Raw genomic sequence first — 11,877 nt, forward strand, 5'->3', positions numbered from 1 at the left:
AAGAGAGGCCGGGATGTACATCTATCGCTTGGTCCTGCTTTTAGTCGTGGGGATCTACCTGTTTTCCCCCGCCATCATGGATTGGTGGATCGACGCTACGGGCGCCTGGTATCGCCCCTATCTGCTCTGGCTGATCCTGATTGTCGTGACCTTCATCCTGCAGAGCCAAAAAGATGCCGATGAGCTTTAGCCTGACCCAGATGATCCTGATCAGCGCCGCGTACCTGGCGGTGCTGTTCGGCGTCGCCTGGATCAGCGAACGGGGCATGATCCCGCGGGCGATCATTCGCCACCCGCTGACCTACACCTTGTCGCTGGGGGTTTACGCCAGTGCGTGGGCGTTCTACGGCACGGTCGGCCTCGCCTATCAGTACGGCTACGGCTTTCTGTCCAGTTACCTCGGCGTGTCCGGCGCATTTCTGCTGGCGCCGGTGTTGCTCTATCCGATTCTGAAGATCACCCGCACTTATCAATTATCGTCGCTGGCCGATCTGTTCGCGTTTCGCTTTCGCAGCACCTGGGCCGGCGCGCTGACCACGATTTTCATGCTGATCGGTGTGCTGCCGCTGCTGGCGTTGCAGATTCAGGCGGTGGCCGACTCCATCGGCATTCTGACCGGCGAGCCGATCCAGAGTCGCGTGGCGCTGGCGTTCTGTGCGCTGATCATCCTGTTCACGATTTTCTTCGGCTCCCGGCATATCGCCACTCGTGAGAAGCACGAAGGACTGGTGTTTGCGATTGCCTTCGAGTCGGTGATCAAACTGATCGCTCTCGGCGGCGTCGGTCTGTATGCGCTGTACGGCGTGTTCGATGGCCCGCAACAGCTGGAACTGTGGCTGCTGCAAAACCAGACCGCCCTCGCCGCTCTGCACACGCCGTTGCAGGAAGGCCCGTGGCGCACGTTATTGCTGGTGTTCTTTGCCTCGGCGATCGTGATGCCGCACATGTATCACATGACCTTTACCGAAAACCTCAATCCGCGCTCGCTGGTCAGTGCGAGCTGGGGCCTGCCGCTGTTCCTGCTGCTGATGAGCCTGGCGGTGCCGCTGATTCTATGGGCCGGCCTCAAACTCGGCGCCACAACCAACCCGGAATACTTCACCCTCGGCATCGGCATCGCCGCCAACAGCAAACCGCTGGCGTTGCTCGCCTATGTCGGCGGTTTATCGGCGGCCAGCGGGCTGATCATCGTCACCACGCTGGCGCTGTCGGGCATGGCGCTGAACCACTTGGTTTTGCCGCTCTACCAGCCGCCGGCCGAAGGCAACATCTACCGTTGGCTGAAGTGGACCCGCCGCGCGCTGATCGTCGCGATCATCATGGCCGGTTTCGGTTTCTACTTGATGCTTGGCGCCGAGCAGGATCTGGCCAACCTCGGCATCGTCGCGTTTGTCGCAACCCTGCAATTCCTGCCTGGGGTGTTGTCGGTGTTGTACTGGCCGACCGCCAACCGTCGCGGCTTTATCGCCGGTCTGCTGGCGGGGATTCTGGTCTGGGTAGTGACCATGCTGCTGCCGCTGGTCGGCAATCTGCAGGGTTTCTACATCCCGCTGCTGAACATGATTTACGTGCTCGACGACACCAGTTGGCACATGGCGGCCATCGCTTCGCTCGCTGCCAACGTGTTGATGTTCACCCTGATCTCGCTGTTCACCAACGCCAGTCCCGAAGAGGCCAGCGCTGCCGAAGCCTGCGCTGTGGATAACGTTCGTCGCCCGCAGCGGCGTGAGCTGCATGCCGCTTCGCCACAGGAATTCGCCACACAACTGGCGAAACCGTTGGGCGCCAAGGCTGCGCAGAAAGAAGTCGAGCAGGCCCTGCGCGATCTTTATCTGCCGTTCGACGAACGCCGTCCGTACGCCTTGCGCCGTTTGCGTGACCGCATCGAAGCCAACCTCTCCGGCCTGATGGGCCCGAGCGTGGCCCAGGACATGGTGGAAACCTTCCTGCCGTACAAGGCCGGCGGCGAAAACTACGTGACCGAAGACATCCACTTCATCGAAAGCCGCCTCGAGGATTACCACTCGCGCCTCACAGGCCTGGCCGCCGAACTCGATGCCCTGCGTCGTTACCACCGCCAAACCTTGCAAGAACTGCCGATGGGCGTCTGCTCGCTGGCCAAGGATCAAGAGATCCTGATGTGGAACAAGGCCATGGAAGAACTCACCGGAATCGCCGCACAGCGCGTGGTCGGTTCGCGCCTGAGTACCATCGGCGAGCCATGGAAAGGCCTGCTGCAAGGTTTCATCGATCTGCCGGACGAGCATTTGCACAAACAGCATTTGGCCCTCGATGGCCAAACCCGCTGGTTGAACCTGCACAAAGCGGCAATCGACGAACCGTTGGCACCGGGTAACAGCGGCCTGGTGCTACTGGTCGAAGATTTGACCGAAACGCAGATGCTCGAAGACAAATTGGTGCACTCCGAGCGTCTGGCCAGCATTGGTCGTCTCGCGGCGGGTGTGGCTCACGAAATCGGCAACCCGATCACCGGCATCGCTTGTCTTGCGCAAAACCTGCGCGAAGAACGTGAAGACGACGGCGAGCTGACGGAAATCAGCGGACAGATTCTCGAACAGACCAAACGCGTCTCGCGCATTGTCCAGTCGCTGATGAGCTTCGCCCACGCCGGCAGCCACCAGCACAGTGACGAGCCCGTTTGCCTGGCCGAAGTGGCGCAGGATGCGATTGGTCTGCTGGCGCTGAACCGACGCAATTTCGAAGTGCAGTTCTACAACCTCTGCGATCCTGATCATTGGGTCGAGGGCGATCCACAGCGACTTGCCCAGGTACTGATCAATCTGCTCTCCAACGCCCGCGACGCCTCGCCGCCGCACAGTGCGGTACGGGTCAAGAGCGAAGCCGGCGAACACACGGTCGATCTGATCGTCGAAGACGAAGGCAGCGGTATTCCGAAGAACATCATGGATAGATTGTTCGAACCCTTCTTCACCACCAAGGATCCTGGCGAAGGCACCGGTCTGGGCCTTGCACTGGTCTATTCCATCGTTGAAGAGCATTATGGACAAATCACCATCGACAGCCCGGCTGATGTACAAAGCCAACGCGGCACCCGTATCCGGGTGACCTTACCGCGTCATGTCGAAGCGACGTCCGCTGTGAACTGAGACCGTCGAGAGTATCGAATCAATGCCGCACATTTTGATCGTCGAAGACGAAACAATTATCCGCTCCGCCTTGCGCCGCCTGCTGGAACGCAACCAGTACCAGGTCAGCGAAGCCGGTTCAGTGCAGGAAGCACAAGAACGCTTCACCATTCCTACGTTCGATCTGATCGTCAGCGATCTGCGTTTGCCGGGCGCTCCGGGCACCGAGCTGATCAAGCTCGGCCAGGGCACGCCGGTGCTGATCATGACCAGTTACGCCAGCCTGCGCTCGGCGGTCGACTCGATGAAGATGGGCGCGGTGGATTACATCGCCAAGCCTTTCGACCACGATGAAATGCTTCAGGCTGTCGCGCGGATCCTGCGTGATCGCCAATCGGCACCGGCGGCCGGCGAAGCGGTTGCCAGCAAACCGACCAATGGCAGCGGCAAATCCGCCGTTGACAACAGTAACGGTGAAATCGGCATCATCGGTTCCTGCCCACCGATGCAGGATCTGTACAGCAAGATCCGTAAAGTCGCGCCGACCGATTCCAATGTGTTGATCCAGGGCGAGTCCGGCACCGGTAAAGAACTGGTGGCCCGCGCGCTGCACAACCTGTCGAAACGCGCCAAGGCGCCGATGATCTCGGTGAACTGCGCAGCCATTCCGGAAAGCCTGATCGAGTCCGAACTGTTCGGCCACGAGAAAGGCGCATTCACTGGCGCCAGCGCCGGGCGTGCCGGTCTGGTCGAAGCGGCGGACGGCGGCACCTTGTTCCTCGACGAAATCGGCGAACTGCCGCTGGAAGCTCAGGCTCGCCTGCTGCGTGTGTTGCAGGAAGGCGAAATTCGCCGTGTTGGCTCGGTGCAGTCGCAGAAGGTCGATGTACGCCTGATCGCGGCCACTCACCGGGATCTCAAGAGCCTGGCGAAAATCGGCCAGTTCCGTGAAGACCTTTATTACCGTCTGCACGTGATCGCACTGAAACTACCGGCCCTGCGCGAGCGCGGCGCTGACGTCAACGAAATCGCTACTGCCTTCCTCGCTCGTCAGAGCGCACGCATCAACCGTACCGACCTGAAGTTTGCCGCGGATGCCGAACAGGCGATCCGTCATTATTCCTGGCCGGGTAACGTACGTGAGCTGGAGAACGCGGTCGAGCGCGCAGTGATTCTGAGCGAAAGCCCGGAAATCTCCGCCGACCTGCTGGGCATCGACATCGAGCTGAGCGATCTGGAAGACGACGAGTTCATCGGTCTGCCGCCACAAACGGCGGGTAACGCCAGCAACAGCAGCCATGAGCCGACCGAAGACCTGTCGCTGGAAGACTACTTCCAGCACTTCGTTCTCGAGCACCAGGACCACATGACCGAGACCGAACTGGCGCGCAAACTGGGCGTCAGCCGTAAATGTCTGTGGGAGCGCCGTCAGCGTCTAGGCATCCCACGGCGCAAGACCGGGGTCGCCAGCGAGAGCTGAACGTTACCTGTCGAGTGTGCGGGTAACGCTTGAAGATGTGAAAAAACTGTTACCTCAGTCGATTCACGTAACAGAAGCCGGGGTTATCGGTAACGAAACCCCGGCTTTTTTTCGCCCCGACAAAACGGTTATATCGACCTAACCCCTTGTTTTATTGGGCTTCGCAAAAGTTGGCACGCCCCCTGCTATATGTTTGGTACAAGAACAATAACAAGCAATGCACAAGACAATAAAAATAAGACGAATCGACTCACGCACAATAAAAACAAGACGGCGAGAGGCGCAGCTAACTGATTCTTTTGGAGAGGCGTTGTATTTGGGGCTTGCCCCACGACCAGGCCGAGAACAACAAAAACTGTCCTAAGACAGAGCCTGTACTGGTTGGATCGAGAGATCACTGCAATTCAGCGACCAAAGCAATCCGTTTGCTCTTGGCTCCCGATTGGGAGGGTCACGAAGGACACACTTCGTGGCGAGGGCACTCAACAAAAACAAGAAGCCCGAATCAATAATAAAAAGAGCACGCAACTACTTCTTGGGGAGCTTCGGCTCCCCTTGTAGTTTCTCCTCCCTGGTAAATCCTCCATTTTATTCGCGCGCGATGCCTGTAGCCTGCGGCTTGCAGCTCAAATCGGCCGTGTCCTACACCATCCCCCGACTAAATGCTAGAATCTGCGCCCATCATGCGGTCATTCTTTGGTATGGCCGAACATTCCTTCAAACAGTGCATCCCATGCTGAAGAAGTTGTTCCAGTCATTCCGAACTCCCGTGCGTCGTACGCAACACATCCGCAGCACCCCTGAAGTGCTCAACAGCGGTCAACATTCGCTGCAGAAAACGCAATTCAGCCGCTATGCGGTGAATATTGTCGAACGCCTGCAAGGTGCCGGTTACCAGGCTTATCTGGTCGGCGGTTGCGTGCGTGACATGCTGCTGGGCATCACGCCCAAGGATTTCGACGTCGCCACCAGCGCCACCCCCGAGCAAGTCCGTGCCGAATTCCGCAATGCGCGGATCATTGGCCGTCGCTTCAAACTGGTGCACATCCATTTCGGTCGCGAAATCATCGAAGTCGCGACCTTCCGCGCCAATCACCCGGTCAACGAAGACGACGAAGACAGCAACCAGTCTTCGCGTAACGAGAGCGGGCGCATTCTGCGCGACAACGTTTACGGCACCCTGGAAGAAGACGCGCAACGCCGCGACTTCACCATCAACGCCCTGTATTACGATCCGGTCAGTGAGCGCATCCTCGATTACGCCAATGGCGTACACGACATCCGCAATCACCTGATCCGTCTGATCGGTGATCCGAAGCAGCGCTACCAGGAAGACCCGGTGCGCATGCTGCGCGCCGTGCGTTTTGCCGCCAAGCTCAACTTCGGCATCGAAAAGCACACCGTGCAACCGATCCGTGAATTGGCGCCGATGCTGCGCGAGATCCCGTCGGCACGCCTGTTCGAAGAAGTGCTCAAGCTGTTCCTTTCGGGACACGGCGCAATCACCTTCGAAATGCTGGTCGATCTGCAACTGTTCGCCCCGCTGTTCCCGGCCAGTGCCGATGCGCTGGAACACAACCCGGAATACACCCACACACTGATCAGCGAAGCGCTGACCAACACTGACCTGCGCATCAAGCAGAACAAACCGGTGACCCCGGCGTTCCTGTTTGCCGCGCTGCTGTGGCCTGCCCTGCCGGCTCGCGTGTTGCGCTTGCAGGAACGTGGCATGCCGCCGATCCCGGCGATGCAGGAAGGCGCCCACGAGCTGATCGCCGAACAGTGCCAGCGCATCGCGATTCCGAAACGTTTCACCATGCCGATCCGCGAGATCTGGGACATGCAGGAGCGTCTGCCACGCCGCAGCGGCAAACGTGCCGACCTGTTGCTGGACAATCCGCGTTTCCGCGCCGGTTACGACTTCCTCCTGCTGCGTGAAAGCGCGGGCGAAGAAACGGACGGCCTGGGCGAATGGTGGACTGATTATCAGGACGCCAACGACAGCGAACGTCGCGACATGATCCGCGACCTCAGCGGCAAGGGCGATGACGCTAGCGGCGCGCCACGTAAACGTCGCCGCAGCGGCGGCTCCAAGCGCAAACGCGCCGGCGCCCCGAGCGCTACAGGCGAATAAAGGCATGGAACGCATCTACATCGGCATGGGCAGCAACCTCGCTGACCCGGCCGAACAGTTACGCCGCGCCGTCGAAGCGCTTGGGCAATTGCCGCAGACCACACTCGCGGGCGTTTCCGCCTTCTATCAAAGCGACTCGTTGCTGCCAGGCCAACCGCGGTACACCAACGCGGTCGCTGCTCTCGACAGCGATCTTGCGCCGATTGAACTGCTCGACGCGCTGCAAGCCATCGAGAATGATCAGGGCCGCGAGCGCCTGGAGCGCTGGGGCCCGCGCACGTTGGACCTGGATATTCTGCTGTTCGGTGATCGACTGATCGACGAACCGCGCCTGAAAGTCCCGCATTATCAGATTCAGGAACGTGCGTTCGTGCTCTATCCCCTTGCCGAACTGGCGCCGCAAGATCTGCGTCTGGCCGATGGCCGCAGCCTGTCTGATCTGCTCGCCGCCTGCCCGTTCGTCGGCCTGGAACGCCTCCCCCACGCCTGACATAAATCCGCCCTTTGTAGGAGTGAGCCTGCTCGCGATAGCGGTGGATCAGCCAATAAATCTTTAGCTGACAGAACGCTATCGCGAGCAGGCTCACTCCCACAGGGATTGCGCCACATCCAGATTTATTGTCCGACAAAAACCCCGCAAATCAGCCCCGCCGCAGCGCTGAATCGCATCAGTAACGCCGGTAACACTCCCCTCGTAACAATGCGGTAACACACGCAATTGACTTCCTGTTGGCTCATCACGACTATAGGCGTCCCGCTGCCGCCAACCCGGCACATACGGGCGCAATCCAGGCCTTATAAGCACGACAAAAGAGCGTGCGCCTGAGTAGATGAAGAATCACGCGCGTTACTCGCAGTAGTTTCCAGAGCGCCTGAACGAGGATTTTTTACATGCCAGCCATCACCCTGACCACGCTCCAGAGCCTCAAGCAGAAAGGTGAAAAGATCACCATGCTGACCTGCTATGACGCGACCTTCGCCCACGCCTGCAACGAAGCTGGTGTCGAAGTGCTGCTGGTGGGCGACTCCCTCGGCATGGTCCTGCAAGGTCACGACAGCACTTTGCCGGTGTCCACCGCAGAAATGGCCTACCACACCGCGTGCGTCAAACGCGGCAACACTGATGCCCTGATTCTGGCCGACCTGCCCTTTATGGCTAACGCCACCCTTGAACAAACCATGACTAACAGCGCCATGCTGATGCAGGCCGGTGCGCACATGGTCAAGGTCGAAGGTCAGTTGTGGCTGGCCGAGTCGATCCGTCTGCTTGCCGAGCGCGGGGTACCGGTTTGCGCGCACATGGGTCTGACCCCACAAGCGGTGAACATCCTCGGCGGCTACAAAGTGCAGGGTCGCAACGAGAACCAGGCGCGGCAGATGCGTGCCGATGCGATCTCGCTGGAACAGGCCGGCGCCGCCATGCTGCTGCTCGAATGCGTACCGAGCGAACTAGCTGCCGAAATCAGCCAGGCGGTGAAGATTCCAGTCATCGGCATCGGCGCCGGTAACGCCACCGACGGCCAGGTCCTGGTACTGCACGACATGCTCGGCCTGTCGATCACCGGCCGCGTGCCGAAATTTGTCAAAAACTTCATGCACGGCCAGGACAGCATCCAGTCCGCGCTAAAGGCTTACGTCAACGAAGTCAAAGCCACCACGTTCCCTGGCATCGAACACGGATTCTCTGCATGAACACCGTTAAAACCGTACGCGAACTACGCGCCGCCGTAGCCCGCGCCCGCAGCGAAGGCAAGCGCATCGGCTTTGTGCCGACCATGGGCAACCTGCACAGCGGTCACGTTGCACTGATCACCAAAGCCACCCAACGTGTGGACTTCGTGGTCGCGAGTATTTTCGTCAACCCGCTGCAGTTCGGCGCCGGCGAAGACCTCGATAAATACCCGCGCACGTTGGCAGCGGATCAGGAGAAGTTGCTCGAAGCCGGTTGTTCTCTCCTCTTCGCGCCGACTGTCGAAGAAATGTACCCCGACGGCATGGCCGGACAGACTCGGGTCAGCGTGCCGCAGTTGTCCGAAGGCCTGTGCGGCGCCAGCCGTCCGGGGCATTTCGAGGGTGTGGCGACCGTCGTCAGCAAACTGTTCAACATGGTCCAGCCGGATCTGGCGATTTTCGGTCAGAAGGATTACCAGCAACTGGCGGTGATCCGCGCGCTGGTGCATGACCTGAACATGCCGATCCAGATCATTGGCGAACCGACCGTGCGTGCAGCCGATGGCCTGGCGCTGTCATCGCGCAATGGCTTCCTCAACGAGGAACAGCGCGCGGTGGCTCCGGTGGTCTATCGCTCGCTGAGCAACATTGCCGAGTCGATCAAGCAAGGCCAACGCGACTTCCCGGCAATGATCAGTGCCCAGGTACAGCAGCTGGAAACGGCGGGCCTGCGTCCGGATTACTTGGAAATACGCCATGCACTGACCTTGCGTCCGGCGACGGCGGAGGATCGCGATCTGGTGATTCTGGTGGCGGCGTTTCTTGGCACTACTCGGTTGATCGACAACCTGCACCTGAATCTCGATACACCCGCTTAAAAACACCGCAATACCCCCTGTAGGAGTGAGCCTGCTCGCGATAGCGGTGAGTCAGTCAGCATTAGTGTTGAATGACACACCGCTATCGCGAGCAGGCTCACTCCTACAGTGGTTTTCGGTGTTATGAAAATTGCGTTTCAAGCCTTATTGCCGCCCCTAAAGCCTTCGGGCACACTGCCCGCCGTTCGATTCCAACCCGGGAAAACCCTCATGCACGCGATCATGCTCAAGGCCAAACTGCACCGCGCCGAAGTCACTCATGCAGTGCTCGATTACGAAGGTTCGTGCGCCATCGATGGTGAGTGGCTGGACTTGTCCGGCATTCGTGAATACGAGCAGATCCAGATTTATAACGTCGACAACGGCGAGCGTTTCACCACCTACGCGATCCGTGGCGAAGAAGGTTCGCGGATGATCTCGGTCAACGGCGCCGCAGCGCACAAAGCCAAGGTTGGCGACCGTGTGATCATTTGTGCCTACGCCCATTACAGCGAAGCGGAACTGGTCAATTTCAAGCCGCGCATGCTTTACATGGCGCCAGGCAACGAGCTGAGTCACACCAGCAACGCCATCCCGGTTCAGCTCGCCTGATCCCGATTTCGCCCCGCCCCCTCCGTTTGTCGGCCAGTTCCCGGCCTCGATGTTAAAAAAGTACAGGGATCTGGTCAGACAAAGTCAAGACAGAACGCAGCGCGAGGTTTACTGTATTCGCCCTGTGTCCAGAAATCGTGTCGACGCAGTTGATCCCATGCCCAAACATGGCGTGCCGGGTCTGTTCAGTGTTCAAAAGGCCGTTCAAGTAAAAAGGAAAACCGCAGCGATGGCGTATTACCTCACTCCTCAAGACGTTACCGCTCTGCCCGCCTGGCAAGCGTTGAAAGACCACCGCCAAGCCATGCAGGATTTCAGCATGCGCGAAGCCTTCAACGCCGATCCGCAGCGCTTCAATCAATTCACCCTCAGCAGCTGCGGACTGTTTCTCGATTATTCGAAGAATTTGATCAACGCCCAGACCCGCAACCTGCTGGTCGGTCTGGCCAATGAAGTCGATCTGAAGGGCGCGATCAAAGCGCTGTTCGACGGCGAAATCGTCAACACCTCCGAAGGCCGCCCGGCGCTGCACACCGCCCTGCGCCGCCCGGTAGGAGACAAACTGTCGGTCAATGGCGTCAACGTGATGCCGGAAGTCCACAAGGTCTTGAACCAGATCACCGATCTGGTTGGCCGCATTCACGACGGTCTGTGGCGTGGTTACACCGAAAAGCCGATCACTGATGTGGTGAACATCGGCATCGGTGGCTCGTTCCTCGGCCCTGAGCTGGTGTCCGAAGCGCTGCTGTCGTACGCGCAGAAAGGCGTGCGTTGCCATTATCTGGCGAACATCGACGGCAGCGAATTCCACGAGCTGACGCAGAAACTGCGCGCCGAGACCACACTGTTCATCGTTTCGTCGAAGTCGTTCAACACCCTCGAAACCCTGAAGAACGCTCAGGCTGCTCGTGCCTGGTACCTGGCGCAGGGCGGTTCGGAAGCCGAGCTGTATCGTCACTTCATCGCCGTATCGAGCAACAACGCAGCGGCCGTTGCGTTCGGTATCCGCGAAGAAAACATCTTCCCGATGTGGGATTGGGTCGGCGGTCGTTATTCGCTGTGGTCGGCCATCGGTTTGCCGATCGCCCTGGCCATCGGCATGTCCAACTTCAAGGAACTGCTGTCCGGCGCCTACACCATGGACCAGCATTTCCAGACCGCACCGTTCGAACAGAACATGCCGGTGCTGCTGGCCCTGCTCGGTGTGTGGTACGGCAACTTCTGGGGCGCGCAAAGCCACGCGATCCTGCCGTACGACCACTATCTGCGTAACATCACCAAGCACTTGCAACAGCTGGACATGGAATCCAACGGCAAGAGCGTGCGTCAGGACGGCACGCCGGTGTCGACCGATACCGGTCCGGTGATCTGGGGCGGCGTCGGCTGCAACGGTCAGCACGCCTACCACCAGTTGCTGCATCAAGGTTCGCAGTTGATTCCGGCCGATTTCATCGTGCCGATCGTCAGCTTCAACCCGGTCTCCGACCACCACCAGTGGCTGTACGCCAACTGCCTGTCGCAGAGCCAGGCACTGATGCTCGGCAAGACCTTGCCGGAAGCCGAGCAGGAACTGCGCGACAAGGGCATGAGCGAAGATGAAGTGCACAAGCTCGCGCCGCACAAGGTGATCCCGGGCAACCGTCCGAGCAACACCCTCGTGGTCGAGCGCATCAGCCCGCGTCGTCTCGGCGCACTGGTGGCGATGTATGAACACAAAGTGTTCGTGCAAAGCGTGGTCTGGGGCATCAACGCCTTCGACCAATGGGGCGTGGAACTGGGCAAGGAACTGGGCAAAGGCGTTTACAACCGTCTGGTCGGCAGCGATGAAAGCACTGCTGATGACCCTTCCACTCAGGGCTTGATCAACTACTTCCGCGGTCGTCACCGCGGGTGATAGGCTGAAGGGGCGGTTTGCCTGCCCCTACAGCTTGCAACATCGACAGTTCCACGGCACCGGGCTAATCGCAGAATCGGTGGCGTACACGATCCCTGTAGGAGCTGCCGAAGGCTGCGATC

The 11,877-nt window shown here is 59.4% G+C and carries 9 protein-coding genes; all 9 read left to right on the forward strand.

All coding sequences use genetic code 11. The features are described 5' to 3' along the window. Positions 1–13 precede the first annotated feature (13 nt). The 9 genes from ACOYXH_RS20925 to pgi all read left to right on the forward strand — a co-directional run bounded on the left by ACOYXH_RS20925 (position 14) and on the right by pgi (position 11,755). Positions 14–190 (forward strand): hypothetical protein, encoded by a 177-nt coding sequence (locus tag ACOYXH_RS20925; RefSeq protein ID WP_003176118.1) that lies wholly within the window; start codon positions 14–16, stop codon positions 188–190. Further along, positions 174–3,128 (forward strand): sensor histidine kinase, encoded by a 2,955-nt coding sequence (locus tag ACOYXH_RS20930; RefSeq protein ID WP_176471287.1) that lies wholly within the window; start codon positions 174–176, stop codon positions 3,126–3,128. The genes ACOYXH_RS20925 and ACOYXH_RS20930 overlap by 17 nt, the downstream gene beginning before the upstream one ends. 22 nt (positions 3,129–3,150) lie before the next feature. Continuing rightward, complete coding sequence (locus tag ACOYXH_RS20935; RefSeq protein ID WP_095125446.1) at positions 3,151–4,587, forward strand: sigma-54-dependent transcriptional regulator; 1,437 nt, start codon at positions 3,151–3,153, stop codon at positions 4,585–4,587. A gap of 733 nt (positions 4,588–5,320) precedes the next feature. Further along, a complete protein-coding gene (locus tag ACOYXH_RS20940) occupies positions 5,321–6,721 on the forward strand; it encodes a polynucleotide adenylyltransferase PcnB (RefSeq protein ID WP_095048669.1) in 1,401 nt (466 codons plus the stop codon). A 4-nt stretch (positions 6,722–6,725) separates the two neighbouring features. Further along, the gene (gene folK / locus ACOYXH_RS20945; protein WP_460409923.1) at positions 6,726–7,211 is read left to right on the forward strand and encodes a 2-amino-4-hydroxy-6-hydroxymethyldihydropteridine diphosphokinase; all 486 of its coding nucleotides are present in this window, start codon (positions 6,726–6,728) and stop codon (positions 7,209–7,211) included. A gap of 401 nt (positions 7,212–7,612) precedes the next feature. After that, positions 7,613–8,413 (forward strand): 3-methyl-2-oxobutanoate hydroxymethyltransferase, encoded by an 801-nt coding sequence (panB, locus tag ACOYXH_RS20950; RefSeq protein ID WP_095048671.1) that lies wholly within the window; start codon positions 7,613–7,615, stop codon positions 8,411–8,413. Further along, positions 8,410–9,270 carry a pantoate--beta-alanine ligase gene (gene panC / locus ACOYXH_RS20955; protein ID WP_095048672.1) on the forward strand — a complete coding sequence of 287 codons (861 nt, stop codon included), beginning with the start codon at positions 8,410–8,412 and terminating at the stop codon, positions 9,268–9,270. Before panB ends, panC begins: the two co-directional genes overlap by 4 nt. A gap of 210 nt (positions 9,271–9,480) precedes the next feature. Further along, positions 9,481–9,861, forward strand: coding sequence for an aspartate 1-decarboxylase (panD, locus tag ACOYXH_RS20960; RefSeq protein WP_003205654.1), 381 nt, complete (start codon positions 9,481–9,483; stop codon positions 9,859–9,861). Positions 9,862–10,090: 229 nt separating this feature from the next. Further along, entirely contained in the window at positions 10,091–11,755 is a 1,665-nt protein-coding gene (pgi, locus tag ACOYXH_RS20965; protein ID WP_095048674.1) for a glucose-6-phosphate isomerase, read from the forward strand. Positions 11,756–11,877 lie beyond the last annotated feature (122 nt).

The organism is Pseudomonas sp. Mb7 (genome assembly GCF_054790525.1).

Coding starts and splice junctions, on each gene's coding strand:
- ACOYXH_RS20925 (WP_003176118.1), top strand. CDS start 14: ATGTACATCTATCGCTTGGTCCTGCTTTTAGTCGTGGGGATCTACCTG.
- ACOYXH_RS20930 (WP_176471287.1), top strand. CDS start 174: ATGCCGATGAGCTTTAGCCTGACCCAGATGATCCTGATCAGCGCCGCG.
- ACOYXH_RS20935 (WP_095125446.1), top strand. CDS start 3,151: ATGCCGCACATTTTGATCGTCGAAGACGAAACAATTATCCGCTCCGCC.
- ACOYXH_RS20940 (WP_095048669.1), top strand. CDS start 5,321: ATGCTGAAGAAGTTGTTCCAGTCATTCCGAACTCCCGTGCGTCGTACG.
- folK (WP_460409923.1), top strand. CDS start 6,726: ATGGAACGCATCTACATCGGCATGGGCAGCAACCTCGCTGACCCGGCC.
- panB (WP_095048671.1), top strand. CDS start 7,613: ATGCCAGCCATCACCCTGACCACGCTCCAGAGCCTCAAGCAGAAAGGT.
- panC (WP_095048672.1), top strand. CDS start 8,410: ATGAACACCGTTAAAACCGTACGCGAACTACGCGCCGCCGTAGCCCGC.
- panD (WP_003205654.1), top strand. CDS start 9,481: ATGCACGCGATCATGCTCAAGGCCAAACTGCACCGCGCCGAAGTCACT.
- pgi (WP_095048674.1), top strand. CDS start 10,091: ATGGCGTATTACCTCACTCCTCAAGACGTTACCGCTCTGCCCGCCTGG.